Raw genomic sequence first — 23,956 nt, forward strand, 5'->3', positions numbered from 1 at the left:
CGCCCTCGCCGCCGGCGCCGCCGACGGCCGCGCCGCCCTCGCCGCCCTGGCCACCGGCGCCGCCGGCCCCGCCCCTGCCGCCGACGCCCGCGCCGCCGTCGCCGCCGTTGCCGCCGGTGTTGCCGTTGTTGTTGTCCGTGACGAGGATGCAGCCGCTGGTGAAGGCCGCGGTGAGGAACGAAGTAAGAACAAAGGCAAACGTCGCACGAGACTGCATGTTCCGAGTCCTCCGAAGTTGGGTCGCGCCGGGGGCCCGGGGGCGCTCCGGCGCGGACGATTTCAAGACAGGCCAGGTTAGTACGAGCAGGCCGACGGATCCTTCAAAACCGATCCGTGCTCCGTACGCCCGTTCAGCGATCGCGGCAGATCCGTTCAGCCAAGCGCCTCACCGTGTAGATTTTCTGCGGATCTGGCTTGCAAGCGTCGTGGGGCTTTGCTAGACACCGCGCTCCGTTTTCCTGGGGGCGATCGCCTATGGCGTTCGTCCCTCCCGAAGCCGTAACGGCGCTTCGGTCGCAGCTCGCTTCTTCGGCCGCCGTGGGACACCCCCCGGTGACGCGGAGAGGGTTCCTCGTCGCAAGACGTCGGGCTGATGTTCCGGAACGTACGACGGCAGGGCTCGGTCCGACAGGCGTAAAGCAGGTCGACCGGGTTGGCCAACGACCGGGCGCCCTGGGCCGAACCGGCCCCCTGTCTGCGAGGTTTCTCGGATGCTAAGCAAGGCCAGTGCGATGTTTTCGCGGATTTCTCCGCGAAAGGCGCGCATGATTGCGGACCTGGTCCGCGGACGCGATGCAGCGGATGCGATCCAGCTGCTCCAGTTCACGGAGAAGTCGGGCGCGCCGGTGATCAAGAAGGTCATCGAGAGCGCGGTGGCGAACGCCCGCCAGGGTGGCGCCGACGTCGACGCTTTGTTCATCAGCAAGGCCACGGTCGACAAGGGCCCGAACAAGTTCAACCGCCGCTGGCGCCCCCGTGCGATGGGGCGCGCGACGAAAGTCGTGAAGGGCGTCTCTCACATCGTGATCGAGCTCAGCGAGCGCAAGTAAAGGAACACGGCTTCCATGGGACAGAAGACCCATCCGTACGGCTTCCGCGTCGGCGTCATCAAGACGTGGAGCAGCAAATGGTACGAGGACGGTAACGCGTACCAGAAGTGGCTCCACGAGGACATCCGCATCAAGCGGGCGATCAAGCAGTACCTCTACAACGCGAACATCGCGAGCGTGGAGATCGAGCGCGCCGCGAACCGGGCCAAGGTCATCGTCTACACGGCGCGTCCGGGGATGGTGATCGGCAAGGGCGGCAAGGGCATCGAGACGCTGAAGGGCGGCAACGTCGGCACCGCGACCAAGGGTGAGACGGTGTTCCCGGGCGTCGCCTCCTTCACGGACAACGAGGTCTTCATCGACGTCCAGGAGGTCCGCAAGGCGGAGACGAACGCCCAGCTCGTCGCGGAGAACATCGCGACGCAGCTCGAGCGCCGCATCGCGTTCCGCCGCGCCATGAAGAAGGCCGTGGCGACGGCGATGAAGTTCGGCGCGAAGGGCATCCGCGTTCGGTGCGCGGGCCGGCTCGGCGGCAGCGAGATGAGCCGCGTCGAGACGTACCGCGAGGGTCGGGTTCCGCTCCACACGCTGCGTGCCGACATCGAGTTCGGCCTCGCCGAGGCGAGGACGAAGGTCGGCATCATCGGCGTGAAGGTGTGGATCTTCAAGGGTGAGGTTCTCCAGCGCAAGTCGCGCCGGATTCAGTAGGAACGACCGATGCTGTCTCCCAAGCGAACGAAGTTCCGCAAGATGCAGAAGGGCCGCATTCGCGGGGTTGCGACCACGGGAAGCGACGTGTCCTTCGGTGATTTCGGTCTGCAGGCGCTCGAGCCCGCGCGCATCACGTCTCGCCAGATCGAGGCCGCGCGTATGGCGATTCAGCGTCACTGCAAGCGCGCTGGTAAGCTCTGGATCCGCATCTTCCCGGACCGGCCGGTGACGAAGAAGCCGCTCGAGGTCCGCATGGGTGGCGGAAAGGGCGCTCCGGAGGAGTGGGCCGCGGCGGTGCGGCCTGGCCGCGTCATGTACGAGATTTCGGGCGTGCCGGAGGAGATGGCGCGTGAGGCGTTCCGCCTCGCCGGACACAAGCTCCCGATGGCGTGCAAGTTCATCGCTCGCGGGATCGTGTGAGGTATTCGAGATGAAGGCGAAGGATCTGCGCGAACGCACGACGGAGCACCTGCAGGAGCTCGAGAAGAATCTCGGCCGCGAGGTGTTCGACGCCAAGTTCAAGAACTTCACCAACCGGCTGAACGACACGTCGGCGATCCGCAAGGCGCGCCGCGATCTCGCCCGGGTCAAGACGGTCCTCCAGCAGCGCGCCAGCGAGTCGGCTGCGGCGGAAGGGAACAAGTAGCCATGGCAACGAACGAGGCGAACGCGCCCGCCGCCGGGCAGGCCCAGGCCGAGACGGAAACGAAGCCGCACGGCTTTCGCCGCAAGCTCGTCGGGCGCGTGAAGAGCAACAAGTGCGACAAGACCGTCGTGGTCGAGGTCGTGCGCAACGCGCCGGACCCGGTCTACAAGAAGTACGTCCGGGCTCGCGAGCGCTACAAGGCGCACGACGAGAAGAACGAGTACAAGGTCGGTGATCGCGTGGAAATTCAGGAGCACCGCCCGATCTCGCGCGAGAAGCGCTGGATCGTGACGAAGCTCATTTCCCGCCCGGTGGAGGAGTAGGCCATGATCCAGGTCACGACGCATCTCGAAGTGGCTGACAACTCCGGGGCTCGGGTCGTCAAGTGCATCAAGGTTCTCGGTGGCTCGCGTCGTAAGTACGCGGGGCTCGGCGATGTGATCGTCGTGTCCATCAAGGAAGCCATGCCGGGCACCAAGGTGAAGAAGGGCGATACGGCGCGGGCGGTGGTGGTTCGCACGGCGCGTGAGTATCAGCGCTCGGACGGCAGCTACATCAAGTTCGACACCAACAGCGCGGTGCTGATCAACAAGGAAAAGGAGCCGATCGGGACCCGTATCTTCGGGCCGGTGGCTCGCGAGCTCCGCGCGAAGAAGTTCATGAAGATCATCTCGCTCGCGCCGGAGGTGCTCTGATGCGACGGCTCCGGGTCGGTGACCTCGTGCAGGTCATCAGCGGCAAGGACAAGGGCAAGCAGGGTCGCGTGACGAAGGTCCTCGCGGAGGACGACAAGGTCGTCGTCGAGGGGATCAACGTGGTGACGCGTCACCAGCGCCCGACGCCGCGCAACCAGCAAGGCGGCAAGATCACGAAGGAGGCGCCGCTTTATGCCTCCAAGGTGATGCCGGTGGATCCGACGACCGGCAAGCCCACGCGGGTGAAGTCCACGGTCGTCGATGGCAAGAAGCAGCGCACCGCGAAGAGCGGCGCCGTGATCGCGGCAGGCTGAGCCATGGCGGACAAGAAGGAAGAAAAGGGCAAGGGCAAGGGCGAAAAGCCCAAGGACGCCAAGCCGGCGGCTGCGAAGCCGCAGGCGGCTGCAGCCGGCAAGGGTGGCAAGGACGCTGGGAAGGGCGGCAAGGGCAAGGGCGAGGCGAAGGCCACGCAGCAAGCCGAAGTCGCTGACGTTCCGCGCGATCCGAGCTACACGCCGCGTCTGCGCAACAAGTACCGGGACGCTGTCGGGCCCGCGCTTTCCAAGCGCTTCGGGTACAAAAACCCGATGATGGTTCCGCGCCTCGAGAAGGTCGTGATCAACATGGGCCTCGGCGCTGCCGTCGGGAACCCGAAGATCATCGACTCCGCTGTCGAGGACATGCGGGCGATCTCGGGCCAGAAGCCGGTCGTGACGCGCGCCCGCAAGTCGATCGCGACGTTCAAGCTCCGCGAGAACCTCCCGATCGGCGTGATGGTGACGTTGCGCGGGGAGCGGATGTGGGAGTTCGTCGATCGCCTGATCAGCTTCTCCCTGCCGCGCGTGCGTGACTTCAAGGGCGTGAGCCCGAAGGGCTTCGACGGCAAGGGCAATTTCACGATGGGTCTGCGCGAGCAGATCATCTTCCCTGAGATCGACTACGACAAGGTCGACGTCGTGAAGGGAATGAACATCTCGTTCGTGACGACCGCGCGCACCGACGAGGAGGGACGAGCCCTTCTCACGGAGCTTGGGATCCCGTTCAGGCATTGAGGAACGTTCGATGGCCCGTGCAAAAGAATTCGCCAAGCTGAACCGGCCGCCCAAGTTCGCCGTGCGGCACCGGAACCGTTGCAAGGTGTGCGGCCGTTCGCGGGCTTATTACCGCGATTTCGAGCTCTGCCGTATCTGTCTTCGTACGTTCGCGCTCCGAGGCGAGCTGCCGGGCGTGATCAAGGCGAGCTGGTGATGCCATGATGACCGATCCTGTCGCCGACATGCTGACCCGGATCCGGAACGCCGCGCTCGCGCGGCACGATCGGACCGAGGTTCCTGCAAGCAAAATGAAGCAGGCCGTTGCCGAGATCCTCAAGTCCGAGGGGTACATCGCGGACGTGCGGCCGAGCGACGGCAACCCTGGGAAGCTGACGATCGTGCTGAAGTACGGGCGTGACCGCTCGAGCGCGATCGATGGAGTCCGTCGGGTGAGCCGGCCGGGGCGACGCGTGTACGTCAAGCACGACCGCATCCCCCGCGTGCTCTCCGGGCTCGGGATCTCGATCCTGAGCACCTCCCACGGCCTGATGAGCGACCGCGACGCCCGCAAAAACAAGCTCGGAGGCGAGCTCATCTGCGAGGTCTGGTGATGCAGACGGCTACGACGCAACAAGGCGAGGCCTCCAAGACTTCGCGCGTCGGCAAGCGGCCGGTGGACGTCCCCAAGGGCGTCACCGTGTCGATGCAGGGACGCAAGGTCGAGATCAAGGGCGCCAAGGGTCAGCTCGCGCGCGAGCTGCCTTCGACCGTCGACGTGAAGGTCGAGGGCGCGAAGCTGCACGTGACCTCGACGGCCCCCGGGCGTGATGGCTCGCGGCTGCAGGGGCTCGTGCGGGCGCTGCTCGCCAGCATGGTGAAGGGCGCGGCCGACGGCTACGAGCGTGTGCTCGAGCTGAAGGGCACCGGTTACCGTGTCGACCTGAAGGGCACGACGCTCACGTTCGCGCTCGGGTATTCGCACCCGGTCGTGTTCAACGTGCCGAAGGGCCTCACGGCGACCATCCCGGCGGATTCGAAGGGCACGGTCCTCGTTCTGACGGGCGCCGACAAGGAGCTCATCGGGCAGACGGCCGCCACGATCCGTGGCTTCCGTCCGCCGGAGCCCTACGGTGGCAAGGGCGTTCGTTATCGTGGCGAGCGCGTTCGCGAGAAGGCCGGCAAGGCTGGCGGTAAGGGCGGCAAGAAGTAACCGAGCGGGGCGACCTCGTGTCGCCCCTACAGGTACGGGGTTACGACCATGGCTATGAAGATCGTCGGACGGGAGCGCCGCAAGCTCCGTATTCGCAAGAAGGTGAACGGCTCGCCCGCTCGCCCGCGCCTCACCGTCTTCCGCAGCGCGAAGCACATCTACGCGCAGGTGATCGACGACACGACGGGTCAGACCGTCGCGCACGCGTCGACGCTGTCGAAGGACCTGAAGGGCACGCTCGACAACGACAACAAGGTCGACGCGGCCAAGAAGGTCGGGGCGCTCATCGCCAAGATCTGCAAGTCGAAGAAGATCGACCGTGTCGTGTTCGATCGGAACGGCTACCTCTATCACGGGCGCGTGAGCGCCCTCGCTCAAGCCGCGCGGGAGGCGGGGCTCGAGTTCTAGCCCCGAAGGCGCCGAACCCAGAGGGGTTTCGGGCAAACGCCTCGGGCGATAGCGAAGACTTCACGGACGACGAAGAAGGCACGGTATGGCGTTCGATCAGGTCGACGAAGAAAAGCTCAAGGAGCGGGTGATCCACATCAACCGCGTCGCCAAGGTCGTGAAGGGCGGGCGACGCTTCAGCTTCTCGGCGCTCGTCGTGGTGGGCGACGAGTCGGGACATGTGGGCGTCGGCCTGGGCAAGGCCAACGAGGTCCCGGAGGCGATCCGGAAGGGCAATGACCAGGCCCGCAAGAACATCTTCCGCATCCCGCTCGACGGGGCGACGATCCCGCACGACGCGTTCGGGCATGTCGGCGCGGGCAAGGTGCTCTTGAAGCCGGCGAGCCCTGGAACGGGCGTCATCGCGGGCGGCGCGGTGCGTGCGGTCGTCGAGTCCGCGGGCATCCACGACGTTCTCTCGAAGTCGCTCGGCACCAGCAACCCGCACAACGTCGTTCACGCGACGGTGGCGGCGCTCAAGGCGCTGAAGAGCGTCGAGCAGGTCGCGGGCCGGCGCTCGATGCAGGCGGACGACGTGGGTTGGCAGCGCAAGGGCGGCAACGCGACGACCGGTACGAACCGTCGTCGTGCGAGCCAGATGCCCCCCGCTCGCAATCCGCGCGAGGGGGGTGAAGGAGGTACGCCGTGAAGAGCCATCTCCGCGTGCGGCAAACGGGCAGCGTGACGAACCAGACGGAGCACACGCGCAAGGTTTTGCGGGGCCTCGGCCTCCGCAAGCCGGGCAATGAGGTGCTCGTGGAGAACACGCCTTCGTTCCGTGGCATGGTCAAGAAGGTGATCCACCTCGTTTCGGTCGAGGAAGTCGACGGCAACGGCGCGCAGGCGTCGAAGTAAGGAAGCGTAGCAGCATGGACATCCTCTCGAAGCTTCAGGCCCCGGAAGGCGCCAACAAGAAGGAGACCCGCGTCGGTCGCGGCGTGGGCTCCGGCCTCGGCAAGACCGCGGGCCGTGGCCAGAAGGGCCAGAAGGCCCGGTCGACGGGCAACATCGGCAAGAAGCACTTCCAGGGCGGCCAGACGCCGATCCAGCGTCGCCTCCCGAAGCGCGGCTTCCGTAACCCGCTCGCAGCGATCGTGGCGAACGTGAACGTCGGCGACCTCGAGATCTTCGAGGCCGGCGCGGACGTGAACCAGGAAGCGCTGGAGGGCAAGCGCCTGCTCCAGGGTCGTTACGACCTGATCAAGGTGCTCGGCGACGGCGAGCTCACCAAGAAGCTCACCGTGACGGCGCACCGGTTCTCGAAGAGCGCCATCGCCAAGATCGAGGCGGCGGGCGGCAAGGCGATCGTGCTTGCGCCCGGCAAGGCTTCGGCGCAAGCCTAACGTCCTTTCGGCTCGGTCCCCCCCAAGGCAGCACACCGACGTACCATGGCCACACTCGCGGGAATTGCGAACTTCCACAAGGTCCCGGAGCTCCGGCGCAGGGTGATCTTCACCCTCGTGATGCTGGCCGTGTACCGCATCGGGGTCTTCGTCACGGTCCCCGGTGTCGACCGCGCCGCCATGTCGAAGTACATGGCGAAGCAGTCGGGTGGGCTGCTGAACTTCTTCAACATGTTCTCTGGCGGCGCGCTGGAGAACTTCTCCCTCTTTGCGCTCGGGATCATGCCGTACATCTCGGCATCGATCATCATCCAGTTGATGGGCATGGTCTACAAGCCCATCGACGAGCTGCGCAAAGAGGGAGAGCAGGGGCGCCGCAAGATCGACCAGTACACGCGCTACGGCACGGTCGGACTGTCGCTCTTCCAGGCGTATGGCAGCGCCAAGCTCGTCGAGGGCTGGTCGGCCTCGGACGCGGGCGCGGGCATCGTCACGCACCCCGGGCTCGGCTTCCAGCTCATGACGATGATCACGCTGACCACGGGGACGGCGTTCCTCATGTGGATCGGCGAGCAGATCACGGAGCGCGGGATCGGCAACGGCATCTCGCTCCTGATCTTCGCGGGCATCGTGACGGGCGTGCCGAACTGGATTGGCAGCTATCTCGCGACGAACGCGGGCAACATCCAGCCGCTCACGATCTCGGCGGTCGGCGCGTTCGTCGTCGCTGCGATTGCGGTGATCGCGTTCTTCGAGAACGGGCGCCGGCAGATCCCGATCGTGTACTCGCGCCGGCAGGTGGGGCGCCGCGTGTACGGCGCGCAGAACGCGCACCTGCCGCTCAAGGTGAACACGGCGGGCACGATCCCGCCGATCTTCGCCTCCTCGCTGCTCATGTTCCCCGCGACGCTGGCGAACATGAACGTGCCGGGCGCAGACAAGCTTCAGTCGATCATCAGCGGCGGCGGCTGGGTGTTCAACACCGGCTACGCGCTCCTGATCGTGTTCTTCTGTTACTTCTACACGAGCGTCACGTTCCAGCCGGTCGACGTGGCGGAGAACCTGAAGAAGCAGCAGGCGAACATCCCCGGGATCCGGCCTGGCAAGCAGACGGCCGACTACATCCAGGGCGTGATGAATCGCATCACGTTTGGCGGGGCGATGTACGTCGCTGCCGTGTGTGTCTTGCCGTCGGTGGTCGGCGACCTCCTGCGCGTGCAGATCACGTTTGGCGGGACGTCCTTGATGATTGTCGTGGGTGTTGCGCTGGATACGGTCAACCAGATCGAGGCGCAGCTCATCACGCGCAGCTACGAAGGGCTCACCGGCCCTGGGGCGAGCCGCATTCGTGCGCGGCGCCTCCCCGAGGGATGAGAAGGGGGATCTTCGGATGATCACGATCTTGGTTGGTCCGCCCGGCTCGGGCAAAGGCACGCAGGCGAAGGTGCTCTGCGGCAAGTTTGGGATCCCGCAGATCTCGACGGGCGACATGCTTCGTGCGGCCAAGGCCGCCGGCACGCTCAATCCGCAGTACCGCGCGATCATGGACGCGGGCGGCCTCGTCCCGGACCAGGCGATGATCGAGCTCATCGACAAGCGCATCGACGACGCGGACTGCAAGAACGGCTTCTTGCTCGATGGTTTTCCGCGGACGGTGCCCCAGGCCGAGGCGCTCGAGCGTCTGCTTGCGGGTCGGAGCCTCACGATCAATGCTGTTTTGCAGCTGGATGTGGCGCGATCTCTCCTGGAGGAGCGCTTGATCCACCGTCGGACCGACAAAAGGTCTGGACAGATCTACCATCTCGTCTATAATCCGCCGCCCCCGGATGCCGAGCTAGAGCATCGGGCGGACGATCGGCCGGAGGCCGTCGGAAAGCGTCTCGATGCGTACGAGGCGATGACGGCGGCGCTCCTGCCCTACTACGAAGCAAAAGGTCTCCTTCGGCGCGTCGATGGTGTCGGCAAACCCGAGGAGGTCACGGCGAGGGTGCTCGGGGCCCTTGGCCGAGCGCAGCCGGAAGAGTCATGAGGCGATCGAACCAAGCGAAACCCGCGAAGGAACCGAAGGGCGACAAGCTCGAGTTCGATGGTGTCGTGCAAGAAGCTCTTCCGAACGCGATGTTTCGAGTGAAGGCCGACAATGGTCTCGGCGTGCTCGCGACCATCAGCGGCCGGATGCGTCAGTACTACATCAAGATTTTGCCCGGCGATCGCGTTACGGTCGAGGTTTCGCCCTACGACCCGACGCGTGGCCGGATCACGTATCGTCACAAGTAGACCAAGCAGCCCAAGTAGCGGAGCGAGGACAGGGAACGGAGCCGCGACATGAAGGTGCGACCGAGCGTCAAGAAAATCTGCGACAAGTGCAAGGTGGTGCGCCGTCGCGGCGTCGTGCGCGTGATCTGCGAGAACCCTCGCCACAAGCAGCGTCAGGGCTGAGCTGGAGCAACCATGGCACGTATTGCTGGCGTCGATCTCCCGCGTCGTAAGCATCTCGCGTATGCGCTTCCGTACCTCTATGGTATCGGCCGCGCCCTCGCGAAGCAGATCTGCGCGAAAGCCAAGATCCCCGAGAACAAGCGGGTTGAGGAGCTGAACGACGCAGAGATCAGGACGATCCGCGAGATCCTCGACGCCGAGTACAAGGTGGAGGGCGATCTCCGTCGTGAGGTTCAGCTCAACATCAAGCGGCTGATGGACCTCGGCTGCTACCGCGGTCTTCGGCATCGCCGCGGTCTGCCGGTGAACGGCCAGCGCACGCACACGAATGCGCGTACGCGCAAGGGCCCCCGCAAGGGCATGCTGCAGCGTCGCCCGGCGACGAAGGCGTGACGGGACGTTAGGAAGAGGACGCTATGGCGAGTCCGAAGACGGCGGCCACCAAGGCCAAGCAGAAGAAGAAGGTCAAGAAGAACATCGCGGCTGGGATCGCGCACATCCAGTCGACGTTCAACAACACGGTCGTGACGATCACGGACATCAACGGCAATGCCGTGGCGTGGTCGTCGGCCGGTGCGCGCGGGTTCAAGGGGTCGCGCAAGTCGACGCCCTTCGCTGCGCAGCTCGCTGCCGAAGAGGCGGCGCGGCGGGCGCAGGAGCACGGAATGCGGTCGGTGGCCGTATTCGTGAAAGGCCCTGGCGCCGGGCGCGAGAGCGCGCTCCGGGCGCTCCAGACGGCCGGCTTCAAGGTGACGTTGATCCGCGACGTCACGCCCATTCCGCACAACGGTTGCCGGCCGCCCAAGCGGCGCCGGGTCTGAGGCAGCGCGCGCGGGAGTCCGCTCGAGGTTACGAACATGGCTCGCTACGTTGGTCCTGTCTGCAAGCTCTGCCGCCGCGAAGGCATGAAGCTCTACCTCAAGGGAGAGCGCTGCTACTCGGAGAAGTGTGCCTACACGCGGCGTCCTTACCCGCCCGGCCAGCATGGCCAGGGTCGCATCAAGCTCAGCGAATACGCCGTCCGGCTCCGCGAGAAGCAAAAGGTGCGTCGCATCTACGGCGTTCTCGAGAGCCAGTTCCACGGCTACTTCCAGGAGGCGAGCCGTCGCAAGGGCCGCACGGGTGAAGAGATGCTGGCGCTCCTCGAGCGTCGCCTCGACAACGTCGTGCACCGGCTCGGCTACGCGGCCTCGCGCTCCGAGGCGCGCCAGCTCGTGCGCCACGGTCACGTGAAGGTGAACGGCAAGCGCCTCGACATCCCGAGCTTCGTGGTTCGGGTGGGCGATCGCGTGGACCTCACGGAGGGCGCGAAGAAGTTCAAGTTCGTGGCGGCCGCCGTGGCCGGCGCGGACAAGCGCCCGATCGCATCGTGGCTCGAGGCCGACCGTGGGTCGTTCTCGGGTTCGGTCAAGTCGACCCCGGTGCGTGAGGACCTCAACGAGCCGGAGATCCGCGAGCAGCTCGTCGTCGAGTACTACTCGCGCTGATTCCGTTCGCAGGTCTCTGTGTTTCGGTGAACGTTTCGGAAAGCTGATCGGGGGCGTGCGAAGGAGCGCGGCCCCGATCGCTTTTTGATTGCAGGAAAAGGCGCCGATCGGCGCGACGCGGGCAGGAGACGGTTTCGTTCACCGAGTGCGGTGACGGGGCGAGATCTCCGCGCGAACCCCTCGAAGAAAGAGGACGCTGATGACGATGCAGACCAGCGGAAGCATGACGATGATCGCGCGAAACTGGCGCGATCTGATCCGGCCGAAGGGCATCTCGATCGACACCGAGTCGGCGAACAACTTCTACGCGAAGTTCACCTGCGAGCCTCTCGAGCGCGGCTTCGGGATCACGATCGGCAACTCGCTTCGCCGCGTGCTCCTCTCGTCGCTGCAGGGCGCGGCGATCACCGCCGTCCGCATCGAGGGGGCGCTGCACGAGTTCACCACGGTGCCCGACGTCGTCGAGGACGTCAGCGACATCATCCTCAACCTCAAGGAGGTCGTCTTCAAGGCGGCCGCCGCGCGCACCTACACGGTTCGCGTCGACAAAGAGGGCCCGGGGCCGGTGTACGCGCGTGACATCCAGCTCGTCGACGGGCTCAGCGTGCTGAACCCCGATCACCTCATCGCCGTGCTCGACAAGAAGGGCCCGCTCGCGATGGAGCTGACGGTGAACGTCGGCCGCGGCTACGTGCCCGCGGAGCGGAACAAGACGCCGACGATGGCGATCGGGACGATCCCCATCGACGCGCTGTTCTCGCCCATCCGGAAGGTCAACTACACGATCCAGAACGCGCGCGTCGGTCAAGTGACCGATTACGACAAGCTGACGCTCGAGGTCTGGACGAACGGCTCGGTGCTGCCCCAGGACGCGGTCGCGTTCGCCGCGAAGATCCTGAAGGAGCAGCTCTCGATCTGGGTCAACTTCGAGGAGTCGGAGGAGACGAGCTACCAGACGGTGCCGGGCGACGAGGAGCCGCTGAACGAGAACCTCTTCCGTTCGGTCGAGGAGCTCGAGCTCAGCGTGCGCAGCGCCAACTGCCTCCAGAACGCGAACATCACCCTGATCGGCGAGCTCGTGCAGCGGACCGAGCAGGACATGCTGAAGACCAAGAACTTCGGTCGGAAGTCCCTGAAGGAGATCAAAGAGATCCTCGCGAACATGGGACTTTCGCTCGGTATGAAGATCGACAACTGGCCGCAGCTGCTCGAGCGCTGGAAGGCGCAGCAGGCGCAAGCCTAGAGGGTGCGATATGCGTCATAAGAAGGCGGGGAGGCAGTTTGGTCGGGACACGTCGAGCCGGCGCGCGATGCTGCGCAACTTGACGGCGAACCTGATCACCCACGAGCGCATCGAGACGACGGACGCGAAGGCCAAGGAGCTCCGTCGCGTCGCGGAGCGGCTCATCAGCAAGGCCATGCGCCTCGGCAAGGTCGCCTACACCGCGCAGAGCGAACTGTCGGCGGCCGACAAGGCGCGCCGGCTCCACGCCGAGCGCCTCGTCGCAGCCTACGTGCCGCGCTTCGGCGTGAAGGCTGACGGCACCAAGGTCGACGTCGTCGAGAAGGTGATGCTCGACCTCTCGAAGCGCTTCGAGGGCCGGCCCGGCGGCTACACGCGCATCATCAAGCTCGGCAATCGCCGCGGCGACAATGCGCCGATGGTCTACATCGAGTTCATCGATGCCGCCGCGGTGACCGACAAGCAGGCTCCCGAGGAGCCGGCTGCGGCGATCACCGCCGAGCCCACGTCGGCCGCGTCGGCCTCGGCCGAGTCCGCCTCGACGGCGAGCTCGGGCGAGACCGCGTCGAACGAGTAAAGCGCTCCCGCGACGAACCCGTGAACGGGGATCGGGTGACCGGTCGCCGCCGTTCACGGGTTCGATAGGGAAAAACGAACACGGACACCGCAAGGTGCCCGTGTTTTCGTTTGTCCGGAGCGCAATCGGCTCCGCGAAAAGCTCACTCCGCGCCTGCGACCGGCGCATCCGGAGCGGGCGGTCCAGGCGGATTGCCTCCCGCCCGCGGCCCTTCCGCGTCGCGACCGGCGTCGGGCTTGCGACGCGCCAGGAAGATCATCGCGATCAGCGCGAAGATCCCCACGCCGCCCGCCGCTACGTAGCGGTGCAGCGAGCTCTTCTGCGGCGCGATGCGCTCCTGCTCCAGCGACGCGAGCGCCTGCTTCGCGCGCTCGTTGCTCGGGTCGAGCTCGATCGCCTTCGTCAGGGGGAACTTGTCGGGCGTGCCGCGCGCGATGAGCGTCACGCCTTCGAGGTACGCGATCTCCGCCTCGACCTTGCGCGCGCCCTCGCCCTTCGGGTCGAGCCGCAGCGCCTTGCGAAGCACCTCCAGCGCCGCCGCCGGATCCTTCTCTTCGAGCGTCTTTGCGTGCGCCACGTACGCCGGCGCCATCTCCTTGCGACGCTCGAACACCGGCGAGCGCGCGAGCACCTTGTCGAACGCGCTCGTCGCCTCGACCCAGCGGCTCGCGGCCGCGTGCGCCGCGCCCTCGTCCATCAGCTTGTAGACCTCGGCGAGCCGCGCGCGGTCGTACATGCCGAAGAGCTCGCGCGCGATGCGGTCCCACGTGAACTCGCGCGGGGCCTTGTTGCCCGTCTGGTTCAGGTAGGCGTCGCGGAGCTGCCAGATGCCGGGCTCGCCGATCGCCGCGATGGACTCGCGCGCGGCCTCGCGGAGCTGGATGCGGTCGCTGTTGCTGAACGAGAGGATCACGCGGACGGCGTCGACGTCGCGTGTGCGGCCGTAGGCGCGCAGGATGTCCGCGAGGACCTGCGGATCGGTCACGCCAACGGCCTCGCCGGGGATCGCGCGGCCGAGCAGATCGAGCTGCTTGCTCGCGAAGCGCTGGACGATCTTGGCGTCGTGCTGGCGGCCCTCGATGAGCGCGGGGACGGCGCGGTCGCGCAGTTTTCCGATCTGCCGCTGCAGATCGACGCGGAGCAGCTCGCCGAAGTACGAGTACATCTGCAGGAGCTCGCGCGCCGCGGGCGTCGTGCCCGCCGCCGTCAGCATGCGCTCCATCGCGAGCAGGCGGACGAGATCTCGCCAGGTGTCGTTTTTCGGCTTGGGGGAGGCCAGGACAAACTCGAGCCAATCGCCCTCGTCCTCCGCGTCCTTGTCCTTGTCGGCCTTGCTCTTCTTGGGCGCCTTCGCGTCCTTGCTGGCCTTGTCGTCCTTGGCTGCCTTCTCGTCCTTGCCGGCCTTGTCCTTCTCCTTGCCGGTCTTCTCCGCCTTCTCGACCTTCTCCTTGTCGCGCAGCGACTTGCGGCCGGCCTTGCGGGCGTCGTCGAGCAGGCCTTGCGCCTCCTTGCGGTCGAGCCCGGCGCGGAGCTCCTGCACACGCGCGCGCACCGCGGGCACGACCGTGGGCGTCACCTCGGCGACGGCCGTACGCGCCGTCTCCTTTGCGCGTGCGTCCCCCGTCGTGAGGCGCTCGAGCACGCGGTCGAGCTCCTGCAGCGCGGCGGCGTCGGGCTCTTGCAGCACGATCGGCTGGAGCTTCGGCAGCTCCGGCAGCGACGCGGGCGCGGCCGGCGCCGCGGCGGCCGAGGACGAGGCCGAGGGTTGTGTGAGCTCCCCGGCGGCGTGCACGTGCAGGGGCACGAGCGCGAGCGCGGAGACCAGAACGAACGACGAAGCGAGCTTCGAGACGTGATTCACGGTGCCCCCGAGAACGACGGGCGAGCGCGCGGCCCTTCCAGGTCGAGGGCGACTCACTCGACGATGCGGAAGTCCGAAAACTCTCCCTGGAATCCGCGCCAGCGGACATCGACGCGCTCGACGCGCGCCGCGGTCGGACCCTTCTGGGCCCAGGCGATGAGCTCTTTCAGGCCGTCTTCTTCGCCCTCGGCGAGGATCTCGACGCCCCCGTCCGTTCGGTTCTTGACCCAGCCGGCGAGGCCGAGGCGCTTGGCTTCGCGCTGCGTCGACGCCCGGAAATAGACGCCCTGGACGCGACCCTTCACGTGCAGATGCACTTGTTTCAGCCCCATCGGACCGCTCGATTCCTACTCGCACGTCGCGACCGAGGCAACCTCGGAGGCCTGCAGCGCGGACGTCCTGGAAACGATCCGCCCCTGAAGGAGCGAACCTGCGAGGCGACACGGCCGATTGACAGGGCAGTATCGCTTGATAGAGTCCCCGCCCGCCGAGCCACGCGCCCGGCCGCGCCCCTTCACTGGGGACGCCTCATCACTGTCAGTCCGTCGAACCGCCCTTCCCAGGGGCGGGCATCCACGAGAGCCGGCCCAACGGCCGACTCGAAGCTCGACCTTCCTACAACCCTACCGAACTCGGGGAACGCGCCGTCGACCGGCCGACGCCCCTCCGTGGAGTTTTCGATCGATGCACCTGCGTGAACTGAAGCAGAAATCGATGGCCGATCTGGTGCAGATGGCCAAGGGCCTCAACATCGAAGGAGCCGCGGGCCTGCGCAAGCAGGAGCTCATCTTCGCGCTGCTCCAGGCCCTCGCCGCGCAAGATCAGCCCGTCTACGGCGAGGGCGTGCTCGAGTGCCTGCCCGACGGTTTCGGCTTCCTGCGGGCGCCCGACTACAACTACCTGCCGGGTCCGGACGACATCTACGTCTCCCCGTCGCAGATCCGGCGCTTCAACCTGCGCACGGGCGACGCGGTGAGCGGCCCGATCCGGCCGCCGAAGGAGCGCGAGGCGTACTTCGCGCTGCTCAAGGTCGACAAGATCAACGGCGTCTCGCCCGAGGTCGCGCGCGACAAGATCCTCTTCGACAACCTCACGCCGCTCTACCCGCAGCAGAAGTTCAACATCGAGAACGGCACGAAGGGCTTCTCGACGCGCATCATCGACATGCTCTGCCCGATCGGGAAGGGCCAGCGATGTCTGATCGTCTCGCCGCCCCGCGCCGGCAAGACGGTGCTGCTGCAGAACATCGCGAACGCGATCAGCACGAACCATCCGGACACCACGCTCATCGTGCTGCTCATCGACGAGCGGCCCGAAGAGGTCACGGACATGCAGCGCAACATCAAGGGCGAGGTGATCAGCTCGACCTTCGATGAGCCTGCGACGCGCCACGTGCAGGTCGCGGAGATGGTCATCGAGAAGGCCAAGCGCCTCGTCGAGCAGAAGCACGACGTGGTCATCCTGCTCGACTCGATCACGCGCCTCGCCCGCGCCTACAACACCGTCGTGCCCCCGAGCGGCAAGATCCTCTCCGGCGGCGTCGACTCGAACGCGCTGCACAAGCCGAAGCGCTTCTTCGGCGCGGCCCGCTCCATCGAGGAGGGCGGCTCGCTCACGATCATCGCGACCGCGCTCGTCGACACGGGCTCGCGCATGGACGAGGTGATCTTCGAGGAGTTCAAGGGCACGGGCAACAGCGAGATCCACCTCGACCGCAAGCTCATGGAGAAGCGGATCTTCCCCTGCCTCGACATCAACAAGAGCGCGACGCGCAAGGAAGAGCTGCTCCTGCCCGAGTGGATCCTCCAGCGCGTGTGGCTGCTCCGTGGGCTCCTGCACCCGCTCAACGTCATCGACTCGATGGAATTCCTGCTCGACAAGGTGAGCCGCACCGAGACGAACCAGGAGTTCCTCGAATCCATGAATCAGTAGTCTGTCGTCGATGGGGGCTCCGTTCCGCTTCGCGGAACTCTGCCCCCAAACCCCCGCGTGGCCGTGACCGCGGCCGAGGGGCCCTCCACAGGGGGCCCCCTTCCCTTCCCCTCCCCCCTCTCCTACCGATCCCCCGGGCAAACCGCCCCATCCATCGCGAATTTACGGGAGCGCTGTAGCGCCGGCCGGAGGCGTGTTAGCGTCGACTGGTGACCGGCAAGGCGGACCGCCTGCGAGAGCTCACGGCCCGGGTCGAGGAGCTCGAGGCCAGGCTCGAACGCTCCGAGAAGACCGTCCGCGCCCTGCGCGACGTGGGGCTCGCGCTCGGCTCCACACTCGACCTCGACCAGCTCCTCGAGCTCATCCTCGGCAAGATCACGGAGCTGCTCGAAGCCGATCGGGCCACGCTGTACCTGCTCGACGAACAGCGAAAGATGCTGCTGTCGCGGGTGATGCTCGGCGGCGAGGTGCGCTCGATCGAGCTGCCTGTCGGCGAAGGCATCGCCGGCCACGTCGCCAAGCACGGCAAGATCGCCCGCGTCAAGGACGCGTACCGAGACAAACGCTTCCAGCGCACGTGGGACGACCTCACGGGCTACCGGACGCGCTCGATCCTCGCCGCACCGATGCGCAACCACGTGGGCCGCACGATCGGCGTCGTGCAGGTCTTGAACAAGCACGGCGGCAAGGGCGAGTTCTCGCAACACGACGAGGAGCTGCTCTCGGCGCTCGCCACGCAGGCGGCCATCTCGATCGACAACTCGCGCCTGTTCCTCTCGGTCATCCAGAAGAACATGCAGCTCGTCGAGACGAAGGAGCAGCTCGAGCACCGCGTCGCCGATCTGAAGCTGCTCTTCGAGCTCGAAACGGCGATGAGCGGGGCCTCGTCGCTCGAAGAGCTGAGCCGCGCCGTGATCGCCGAGGCCTCGAAGGCGTGCGAGGCGCGCGCCGGAGGACTGCTGGTCGACGAGGGCGAGGCCGGCGTGTTCCTGTACTTCGTCGACGCGTCGGCGCCCGGCGTCTCGGTGCGCGACGTCGACGTGAAGCGACTGCCCGTCAAGCGCGGCGAAGGCCTGCTCGGCTGGGCCATGACGCACAACGAGTCGATCCACCTCGGCCCGAAGGACCCGCCGATCGGGCCCGTCGCCGAGGCCGCGCTCGCGCACATGCATCCGTCGCTCGACCTGGAGATCGAGAGCGCGATCGTCGTGCCGCTCGAAGGCGAGGAAGACACGTCGCTCGGCGCGCTCGGGCTCTACAACGCGAAGAACACGCTCGGCTTCACGCAGGACGATCGATCGCTCCTGCGGCTCGTGTCGGCGAACGCGTCGACCGCGGTGCGCCTCTTCCGCTCGCGCACCGAGCGCGAGAAGAGCGAGCGGCTCACGGCGATCGGAAGGCTGCTCTCCGGCGTGATGCACGACATGCGCACGCCGCTCACGGTGATCAGCGGCTACGTGCAGCTCATGGCGACCGCGAGCGAGCCCGGGGTGCGCGCCGAGCACGCGCGGCTCATCCTGAAGCAGTTCGACGCGATCAGCGCGATGCAGCGCGAGCTCCTGGAGTTCGCGCGCGGCGAGCGCAGCATCCTCGTGCGCAAGGTCTACCTGACGAAGTTCTTCGGCGACCTGGAGAAGCAGCTCCAGCTCGACCTCGCAGGCAACCGCGTCACGATCGTGATGGAGCTCGACGACCGCGGCACCGCGCGCTTCGACGAGACGAAGATGACGCGCGTCGTGCACAACCTCGTGCGGAACGCCGTCGAGGCGATGGAGCCGCACGGCGGCGGCAAGGTCGTGCTGCGCGCGCTCCGACAAGGCGCGGACTTCGTGCTGAGCGTCTCGGACACGGGGCGCGGCATCCCGCCGGAGATCCGCGAGCGGCTGTTCCACTCGTTCGTGACGAGCGGCAAGCGCGGCGGCACCGGCCTCGGCCTCGCGATCGTCAAGAAGATCGTCGACGAGCACAGCGGCTCGATCGAGGTCGATTCGTCCGAGCGCGGAACGACGTTCACGATCCGCATCCCGCAAGAGACGCCGACGAACGCGACGATCGCGCCGCCGGCCCCGCACGCGCCGTCGCAGGTGCCGCCGTCGCCGAGCGCGCGCATCGACGAGGCGACGGGTCTGCCGCTCGTGCATGGGCAAAACCCCACGCCGGCCTCGGGCGCCGCGGCGACCGCGCGCTCGCCGCAAGCGCAGGCAGCCGAGGAGACCGAGGCGGGTCGATCGGCCAAGACGTCGCGAGCGAGCCAACCCGGCGACGACGCGCCGCCGAGCCGACGCAGCGGCCGCGCGAGCAACCCCGGTCAGCCGGCGGGACGAACCGGATAGGGCCTCGGAATCGGCGGATCCCTTGCGCTCATCGCCCCGGGAGCAGAGACTCCGGAGGTGCTCCGCCTGCCGATCGTCGCCACGCACAAACGCGCGCTCGAGACGTGCGTGTACTGCCCGAAGCTCTGCCGCGCCGCGTGCCCCGTCTCGAACGCGGAGGCGAGCGAGACGGTGACGCCGTGGGGCAAGATGAGCCTCACGTACTTCGCAGGCCGCGGCGACGTGCCCGTCGAGGCAGAGCACACGGCGCCGGCGTGGGCCTGCACGGGCTGCCACGCGTGCCGCGAGAAGTGCGACCACAGGAACGAGCCCGCGACCGTGCTCGTGGAGTCGCGCGCGGACTTTTTTGCGCGCGGCGCGGCGCCGAAAGGGGCCGTGGACGTCGTGACGCGGACCCACGAGCGCGCGAGCGAGACGGCCGCTGCGCTCGACGCGATGGAGGCCGAGATGCCGCGGCACGGGCCCGTCGCGGCCGGCGTGCTCGTCGGTTGCTCGTACGTCCGGAAGAACCCGTCCGTGGCGCGAGACGCGCTCGCGGCCGCGGCGAAGCTCGTCGGCGGACCGGTGCGCGCGATTCGAGGCTGCTGCGGCCTTCCCTCGCTCCACGCGGGCGACCGTGAAGGTTTCCGTGTCGCAGCCGAGCGCCTCGCCGCCGAGGTCGCCGAGGTCCCGCGCCTCGTCGTCGTGGACCCGGGCTGCGCGCGCGCTGCGATGGTCGAGCACGCGCGCGTGGGCGTCACCCTGCCCCGCGAGCCCGAGCTGCTCGTCGACCTCGCGCACGCCGCACAGGACCGCCTGCGCGTGCTTCCCGAGCTCGCAGACACGACCGTGCGGTGGCATGCGCCGTGTCAGCTCGGCCGTGGGCTCGGCCGGTACGACGAGCCGCGCGCGCTGCTCGCGAAGATGGCCGGCAAGGAACCTGCGACGTTCCAGCGCGACCGCGAGCACGGCGAATGCAGCGGCGCAGGCGGCCTCTTGCCGGTGACGCGGCCGCGGACCAGCGAGGCCATCGCGGACGCGCGCATCGCCGAGCACAAGGCGAAGGGCGGCGGCCTGCTCGTGACGGCGTGCGCGTCGAGCCTGCGGCGCTTCCGCAGCCGCGGCGAAGAGGCCGAGGACCTCGTCAGCCTGCTCGCGCGGGCGCTCGCTCCCTGAGCTCGCGGCGCGCATGTCGACACCGAAAGCACCTCGCCGCAGGCGGACCGTATCGAGCAGGCTCCTCGCGAGCTACGTGCTCGTGCTCGTCGCCTTCGCGCTCACCGTGACGTGGAGCTTCCGCGCGCTCCGCGACACGGCGCAGGGCGCGGAGCTCTTGCGCAGCGGATACGCGCCGCTCCTGCTCCGCGTGGGCGAGGCGCTCGCCGCGCAGAACGTGTTCAACGCGCAGCTCAACCACATCACCGCGGCGAAGAACCCCGGCGACGTGCGCGAGTGGATCGAGACCGCGCGCCGCACGCGCCCGCTCACGTTCGCGCACGTGCGCGAGGCCGCGGAGAAAGGGCTCGTCGACGAGGATCCTTCCGTCGCGAAGTTCCAGGAAGAGATCGTGCGCGAGGCCGCGGCCATCGAAAAACTCGTCGGCGCGGATCCCGAGCGGTTCGGGCAGCTCTTCCAGGCGCTCGCGGTGAGCGACCGCGAGGCCGCGGAGCGCGCGCGGGACGAGCTCTTGAAGCGCGAGGCCGAGGGCGCGCAGCGCCTGCGCGCGATCAAGCTGCGCGTCGAGGAGCGGATGGAGAGCCTCACGGCCGAGGCGAAGCGACGCGAGGCCCGATCGATCCAGCTCCTCGTCGGTCTCTTCGTGCTCACGCTGCTCGTCGGCGTGGTCATCTCGCTCTACGCGCGCCGCGTGCTCGCGCCGCTCACGGCCGTCACCGAGCGCGCGAAGGCCGTCGCGCGAGGCGACCTCACGCCGCGCGAGGTCGTGGCCTCGAACGACGAGATTGGCGAGCTCGCGACGACGTTCGAGGGCATGGTCGCCGCCATCCAGCGCGCCCGGAGCGAGCTCGTGAGCGCCGAGCGCCTCGCCGCCATCGGCAAGATGGCCGCGCACGTCACGCACGAGATCCGCAATCCGCTCTCGTCGATCGGCCTGAACCTCGAGCTGCTCGAAGAAGAGGTCGCCTCGTCCGACAACAAGGAGGCCTCGCAGCTCGTCGTCGCCATCAAGGCCGAGGTCGAGCGGCTCTCGCGCATCGCCGAGCAGTACCTCAGCATCTCGCGCAGGCCTCGTCCGAGGCTCGAACGCGAGCGCGTCGAGGACCTCGCGCGCGAGCTCGTGGCCTTCGTGCGGCCCGAGCTCGACCGCGGCGGCGTGGCGAGCCGCGTGGACGCCGACGACGATCTGCCCGACGCGCGCCTCGACGAGTCGCAGTTCCGTCAAGCGCTCCTGAACCTCGTGCGCAACGCGCGCGAGGCCATGGCCAAAGGCGGCGAGCTCGTCGTCTCGATCCGCAAGGCCGAGGACAGCGGCATCGATCTCGCGGTCGACGACACGGGCTCGGGCGTGCCCGAGGAGCTACGCGCGTCGATCTTCGATCCCTTCTTCACCACGAAGCAACGCGGCACCGGCCTCGGCCTCGCGGTCACGCGCGACATCGTCGAGGCGCACGGCGGGACGATCCGATGCCTCGGCCGCGAAGGCGGCGGCACGCGGTTTTTGATTCACCTGCCTGCGGCGGGCGTGTCCACGTCGGATCAGACCGAGGCGCCGTCGTACTCGTCGGAGAACAGCCGGTAGCTGTCGGCGTTCGTCACGGCCGTCGCGGGGGCCGCGACCGCGATCGCGAGGCACTTGGGTGGTCCGTAGAGCACCTGGCCCTTCGCATTTTTCTCGTCGTTCGTGGCGCACAGGGCGTGCGACAGCTCGTGGATGATCACGCCGGCCGCGGACATCTTGAACACGTCGGTCGGGTGGGAGACGACCTGGCAGTCCGCGAAGAAGGCGCCGCCGAGGAGGATGTGCGTGCGGTCGCGCTCGGCGCCGCCTCTCGGGAAACCTGGGATGAAACAGCCGTAGTTCCCGAGCTCCTCGGTGAGCGGCAAGTCAGGGTCGTGGTAGAAACTGCCGGGCTGATCATTCGGCTTCCTCGTGACGCCTGCGCCCCGGTAATACAGCTTGAGCGGGCGCGTCGTGACATCGCGGAACATCGTCTCGACGTTCCTTCGCACCGTGTCGTAGCGCGTCGCTTCCATCGGGCCGAACCATCGCTCGAAGCGCGTGCGCTCCTTGGCATCGGCCTTCGCCGCGGCGATGCCTTGATACATGTCGCCGAGGATCCGCTTGGCCTTGGTGACGGCCGCTTCCGCGCGCCGCGCCGCGTCCGCAGGGCCGTAGTTGAACGACTCGGCGATCTGCACCGTGCCGCCCGGCGGCGTGGCGGCGACGGACTTGGCCCATCCGACGACGAGGCCCCGGAGCTGCGCTTCCGTCAGCGAATCGGCGATCTGCTTGCACGTGGCCATCTGCACGTCGGTCCTCTTTCCGAGGACACGCTCCGCGAGCAGGTAGACCCGCTCGACGTGCCGGCGCTGCGTCCCGCCGATGTGAATTCCCCCGATCGACAAGAGCTTGCTCAGGTTTGCCCGCGCGGGTCCGTTCGCGAACGCGGACATCAACTGGTTCTGGATCGCATCCTTGAGCCCCCGCCCCTCCGCGGGAAAGAGCACCATGATCTGCTTCATGGTCTCGTTGATGCGAACCTCGTCGTCCTTGGACATGACAAGCTCCCCTCGAAGACTTGTCAGCTTACATGATGTTCAAGGAAGGGCGCCGCCGCCCCAGGGCACGAGCACGAGGAACACGAACGCGACGAGCACGAGCATCAGGATGCTCGTCACGAGGTACGTCGACCGCGGCGAGCGCGACGTGCTCCATCCATCGCCGTAGAATTTTCCCCGCGAGCGCGTGCGCAGCTTCTTCTGCACGCCTCCGAGCAGGCTCGGCGCCACCGAGCCCGGCGGCGGACGCAGCGCGCGTCGCAAGAGCTCGCGCACCTCGACCTCGTCGAGCGGCGCTTCGTCCTCGTCCTCGTCGTGCTTCTTCGCCGCGCGCTTCTCGTCCGCTCCTGCCGTCTCGTCCTTCGCCGCGGCCTTCTCTTCGGCGTCGAGCCAGCGCTCTGCTTCGGCGGCGAGGCGCTCGGCCTGCTCTTCGCTGATGTCGCCCTCCGGGCCGAGCAACTCGTGTTCGTCGGCCGGCGCGCCCGCCTCTGGCTTTCGCTTCGCGTCGCCGCTCATGCCTTCTTCTCGTTCCTCAGCTTGTCGCCGAGCGCCTTCTCGACCAGGGCCCGAAGCTGCGCGCGTGCGCGGAAAATGCGGCTCTTCACCGTGCCTTCCGGCAGTCCCGTCACCTCCGCGATCTCGTCGTAGGACATGTCCTCCACGTCGCGCAGGATCAGGACCTCGCGGAAGTCCGCGTCGACTTGCTCGATCGCACGCTTGACGATGCGCTCGAGCTGCATGCCCTCCAGAATCTCGTCGGGGCGGTTGATCGCCCCGCTCACCGTGACGCCCTTGCCCGCGTCGCCGTCCACGCGATCGGCGATCTCGTGGACGTCCTCTTGCTCGCCCACCTTGCGCCGCGAGAGGTACTTCGCCTTGTTCTTGCAGAGGTTCACGGCGATCCGGAAGATCCACGTGGAGAGCTTCGACTCTCCGCGGAACTGATCGATCGCCTTGAAGACCTGGACGAAGACCTCTTGCGCGAGGTCCTCGGCCTCCTCGCGCCTGCCGATCATCCGGAACACGAGCGCGAACACGCGCCGCTCGTAGGCGACGACGAGCTCGTTGAAGGCCGACTCGTCACGCGCCACGAGACGCGCGACGAACCTGGCCTCCTCGGTCTCGTCGTCGCTCGTCACGAAAGGCTGCTCCCTCGGCAGCTACGGTAAACGCCCTCGCACGCGCAGCGCTAGAGTCTGTCTCGCGTGCCTGTCGTCTTCCGCGCGCTCCGC

The 23,956-nt window shown here is 67.4% G+C and carries 33 protein-coding genes and 1 pseudogene; 28 read left to right on the plus strand and 6 right to left on the minus strand.

What is annotated here, in order from left to right:
• A partial coding sequence (locus QHF85_RS38635; RefSeq protein ID WP_281332443.1) for a hypothetical protein occupies nucleotides 1–217 on the minus strand: 217 nt, incomplete at its 3' end.
• A 493-nt stretch (nucleotides 218–710) separates the two neighbouring features.
• On the opposite strand from QHF85_RS38635, the gene rplV reads away from it, so the two are divergent.
• The 24 genes and pseudogenes from rplV to rplQ all read left to right on the plus strand — a co-directional run bounded on the left by rplV (nucleotide 711) and on the right by rplQ (nucleotide 12,881).
• Entirely contained in the window at nucleotides 711–1,049 is a 339-nt protein-coding gene (gene rplV, locus QHF85_RS38640) for a 50S ribosomal protein L22 (protein WP_281316614.1), read from the plus strand.
• Between the two features lie 15 nt (nucleotides 1,050–1,064).
• Nucleotides 1,065–1,757, plus strand: coding sequence for a 30S ribosomal protein S3 (gene rpsC / locus QHF85_RS38645; protein ID WP_136935251.1), 693 nt, complete (start codon nucleotides 1,065–1,067; stop codon nucleotides 1,755–1,757).
• Between the two features lie 9 nt (nucleotides 1,758–1,766).
• Nucleotides 1,767–2,180, plus strand: a complete 414-nt coding sequence (gene rplP, locus QHF85_RS38650) for a 50S ribosomal protein L16 (RefSeq protein ID WP_136935252.1) — start codon at nucleotides 1,767–1,769, stop codon at nucleotides 2,178–2,180.
• Between the two features lie 10 nt (nucleotides 2,181–2,190).
• Entirely contained in the window at nucleotides 2,191–2,406 is a 216-nt protein-coding gene (gene rpmC / locus QHF85_RS38655; protein WP_281332444.1) for a 50S ribosomal protein L29, read from the plus strand.
• A gap of 2 nt (nucleotides 2,407–2,408) precedes the next feature.
• Nucleotides 2,409–2,729, plus strand: coding sequence for a 30S ribosomal protein S17 (rpsQ, locus tag QHF85_RS38660; protein WP_281332445.1), 321 nt, complete (start codon nucleotides 2,409–2,411; stop codon nucleotides 2,727–2,729).
• Between the two features lie 3 nt (nucleotides 2,730–2,732).
• Entirely contained in the window at nucleotides 2,733–3,101 is a 369-nt protein-coding gene (gene rplN / locus QHF85_RS38665) for a 50S ribosomal protein L14 (protein WP_271930139.1), read from the plus strand.
• Nucleotides 3,101–3,415 (plus strand): 50S ribosomal protein L24, encoded by a 315-nt coding sequence (gene rplX, locus QHF85_RS38670; protein ID WP_281332446.1) that lies wholly within the window; start codon nucleotides 3,101–3,103, stop codon nucleotides 3,413–3,415. The genes rplN and rplX overlap by 1 nt, the downstream gene beginning before the upstream one ends.
• 207 nt (nucleotides 3,416–3,622) lie before the next feature.
• Nucleotides 3,623–4,153: a 50S ribosomal protein L5 gene (gene rplE, locus QHF85_RS38675; RefSeq protein WP_272417712.1), complete on the plus strand. Its 531-nt coding sequence runs from the start codon at nucleotides 3,623–3,625 to the stop codon at nucleotides 4,151–4,153.
• A gap of 10 nt (nucleotides 4,154–4,163) precedes the next feature.
• A complete protein-coding gene (locus QHF85_RS38680) occupies nucleotides 4,164–4,349 on the plus strand; it encodes a type Z 30S ribosomal protein S14 (protein WP_136935257.1) in 186 nt (61 codons plus the stop codon).
• 4 nt (nucleotides 4,350–4,353) lie between these two features.
• Nucleotides 4,354–4,746 carry a 30S ribosomal protein S8 gene (rpsH, locus tag QHF85_RS38685; RefSeq protein ID WP_272416921.1) on the plus strand — a complete coding sequence of 131 codons (393 nt, stop codon included), beginning with the start codon at nucleotides 4,354–4,356 and terminating at the stop codon, nucleotides 4,744–4,746.
• Nucleotides 4,746–5,345, plus strand: a complete 600-nt coding sequence (rplF, locus tag QHF85_RS38690; protein WP_281332447.1) for a 50S ribosomal protein L6 — start codon at nucleotides 4,746–4,748, stop codon at nucleotides 5,343–5,345. Before rpsH ends, rplF begins: the two co-directional genes overlap by 1 nt.
• Before the next feature lie 48 nt (nucleotides 5,346–5,393).
• Entirely contained in the window at nucleotides 5,394–5,753 is a 360-nt protein-coding gene (rplR, locus tag QHF85_RS38695) for a 50S ribosomal protein L18 (RefSeq protein ID WP_136935260.1), read from the plus strand.
• Nucleotides 5,754–5,838: 85 nt separating this feature from the next.
• Nucleotides 5,839–6,330 (plus strand): annotated as a pseudogene (gene rpsE, locus QHF85_RS38700) (30S ribosomal protein S5); the annotation flags it as partial.
• A gap of 107 nt (nucleotides 6,331–6,437) precedes the next feature.
• On the plus strand, nucleotides 6,438–6,647 hold the full coding sequence (rpmD, locus tag QHF85_RS38705; protein ID WP_348652797.1) for a 50S ribosomal protein L30: 210 nt from the start codon (nucleotides 6,438–6,440) through the stop codon (nucleotides 6,645–6,647).
• Nucleotides 6,648–6,661: 14 nt separating this feature from the next.
• Nucleotides 6,662–7,135 (plus strand): 50S ribosomal protein L15, encoded by a 474-nt coding sequence (gene rplO, locus QHF85_RS38710; RefSeq protein ID WP_271930126.1) that lies wholly within the window; start codon nucleotides 6,662–6,664, stop codon nucleotides 7,133–7,135.
• 45 nt (nucleotides 7,136–7,180) lie between these two features.
• Nucleotides 7,181–8,509, plus strand: coding sequence for a preprotein translocase subunit SecY (gene secY, locus QHF85_RS38715; RefSeq protein WP_281332448.1), 1,329 nt, complete (start codon nucleotides 7,181–7,183; stop codon nucleotides 8,507–8,509).
• Nucleotides 8,510–8,525: 16 nt separating this feature from the next.
• Nucleotides 8,526–9,164, plus strand: coding sequence for an adenylate kinase (locus tag QHF85_RS38720; RefSeq protein ID WP_281332449.1), 639 nt, complete (start codon nucleotides 8,526–8,528; stop codon nucleotides 9,162–9,164).
• A complete protein-coding gene (gene infA, locus QHF85_RS38725) occupies nucleotides 9,161–9,412 on the plus strand; it encodes a translation initiation factor IF-1 (protein WP_153821384.1) in 252 nt (83 codons plus the stop codon). Before QHF85_RS38720 ends, infA begins: the two co-directional genes overlap by 4 nt.
• Before the next feature lie 48 nt (nucleotides 9,413–9,460).
• Complete coding sequence (gene rpmJ, locus QHF85_RS38730) at nucleotides 9,461–9,574, plus strand: 50S ribosomal protein L36 (RefSeq protein ID WP_136935266.1); 114 nt, start codon at nucleotides 9,461–9,463, stop codon at nucleotides 9,572–9,574.
• 12 nt (nucleotides 9,575–9,586) lie between these two features.
• Entirely contained in the window at nucleotides 9,587–9,967 is a 381-nt protein-coding gene (rpsM, locus tag QHF85_RS38735; protein ID WP_272416916.1) for a 30S ribosomal protein S13, read from the plus strand.
• Nucleotides 9,968–9,990: 23 nt separating this feature from the next.
• Nucleotides 9,991–10,395, plus strand: a complete 405-nt coding sequence (rpsK, locus tag QHF85_RS38740; RefSeq protein WP_136935268.1) for a 30S ribosomal protein S11 — start codon at nucleotides 9,991–9,993, stop codon at nucleotides 10,393–10,395.
• A 36-nt stretch (nucleotides 10,396–10,431) separates the two neighbouring features.
• Entirely contained in the window at nucleotides 10,432–11,061 is a 630-nt protein-coding gene (gene rpsD / locus QHF85_RS38745) for a 30S ribosomal protein S4 (RefSeq protein ID WP_281332450.1), read from the plus strand.
• A 199-nt stretch (nucleotides 11,062–11,260) separates the two neighbouring features.
• A complete protein-coding gene (locus tag QHF85_RS38750) occupies nucleotides 11,261–12,304 on the plus strand; it encodes a DNA-directed RNA polymerase subunit alpha (RefSeq protein WP_153821388.1) in 1,044 nt (347 codons plus the stop codon).
• Between the two features lie 10 nt (nucleotides 12,305–12,314).
• Nucleotides 12,315–12,881, plus strand: a complete 567-nt coding sequence (gene rplQ / locus QHF85_RS38755) for a 50S ribosomal protein L17 (RefSeq protein ID WP_281332451.1) — start codon at nucleotides 12,315–12,317, stop codon at nucleotides 12,879–12,881.
• 142 nt (nucleotides 12,882–13,023) lie between these two features.
• On the opposite strand, the gene QHF85_RS38760 is transcribed toward rplQ, so the two are convergent.
• Both QHF85_RS38760 and yccX read right to left on the minus strand, forming a co-directional pair.
• Nucleotides 13,024–14,742, minus strand: a complete 1,719-nt coding sequence (locus QHF85_RS38760; protein ID WP_281332452.1) for a hypothetical protein — start codon at nucleotides 14,740–14,742, stop codon at nucleotides 13,024–13,026.
• 53 nt (nucleotides 14,743–14,795) lie between these two features.
• The gene (gene yccX / locus QHF85_RS38765; RefSeq protein WP_281332453.1) at nucleotides 14,796–15,074 is read right to left on the minus strand and encodes an acylphosphatase; all 279 of its coding nucleotides are present in this window, start codon (nucleotides 15,072–15,074) and stop codon (nucleotides 14,796–14,798) included.
• A 352-nt stretch (nucleotides 15,075–15,426) separates the two neighbouring features.
• On the opposite strand from yccX, the gene rho reads away from it, so the two are divergent.
• The 4 genes from rho (at nucleotide 15,427) to QHF85_RS38785 (ending at nucleotide 21,744) form a co-directional block, all read left to right on the plus strand.
• The gene (gene rho, locus QHF85_RS38770) at nucleotides 15,427–16,674 is read left to right on the plus strand and encodes a transcription termination factor Rho (RefSeq protein ID WP_136935274.1); all 1,248 of its coding nucleotides are present in this window, start codon (nucleotides 15,427–15,429) and stop codon (nucleotides 16,672–16,674) included.
• Nucleotides 16,675–16,883: 209 nt separating this feature from the next.
• A complete protein-coding gene (locus tag QHF85_RS38775) occupies nucleotides 16,884–19,007 on the plus strand; it encodes a GAF domain-containing protein (RefSeq protein ID WP_281332454.1) in 2,124 nt (707 codons plus the stop codon).
• Nucleotides 19,008–19,064: 57 nt separating this feature from the next.
• Nucleotides 19,065–20,162, plus strand: coding sequence for a (Fe-S)-binding protein (locus QHF85_RS38780; protein WP_281332455.1), 1,098 nt, complete (start codon nucleotides 19,065–19,067; stop codon nucleotides 20,160–20,162).
• Between the two features lie 13 nt (nucleotides 20,163–20,175).
• A complete protein-coding gene (locus QHF85_RS38785) occupies nucleotides 20,176–21,744 on the plus strand; it encodes a sensor histidine kinase (protein ID WP_281332456.1) in 1,569 nt (522 codons plus the stop codon).
• Here the strand turns inward: QHF85_RS38785 and QHF85_RS38790 are convergent.
• From QHF85_RS38790 to QHF85_RS38800, 3 genes are read right to left on the minus strand one after another with little or no spacing between them, the layout of a single operon-like run.
• Nucleotides 21,702–22,724: a M35 family metallo-endopeptidase gene (locus QHF85_RS38790; RefSeq protein ID WP_281332457.1), complete on the minus strand. Its 1,023-nt coding sequence runs from the start codon at nucleotides 22,722–22,724 to the stop codon at nucleotides 21,702–21,704. The two genes, QHF85_RS38785 and QHF85_RS38790, sit on opposite strands and share 43 nt — an antisense overlap.
• A gap of 39 nt (nucleotides 22,725–22,763) precedes the next feature.
• Nucleotides 22,764–23,240, minus strand: a complete 477-nt coding sequence (locus QHF85_RS38795; protein WP_281332458.1) for a hypothetical protein — start codon at nucleotides 23,238–23,240, stop codon at nucleotides 22,764–22,766.
• Complete coding sequence (locus tag QHF85_RS38800; protein ID WP_281332459.1) at nucleotides 23,237–23,863, minus strand: sigma-70 family RNA polymerase sigma factor; 627 nt, start codon at nucleotides 23,861–23,863, stop codon at nucleotides 23,237–23,239. The genes QHF85_RS38795 and QHF85_RS38800 overlap by 4 nt, the downstream gene beginning before the upstream one ends.
• Nucleotides 23,864–23,956 lie beyond the last annotated feature (93 nt).

It is taken from the genome of Polyangium sp. 6x1 (genome assembly GCF_029946515.1).
Classification (GTDB): domain Bacteria; phylum Myxococcota_A; class Polyangia; order Polyangiales; family Polyangiaceae; genus Polyangium.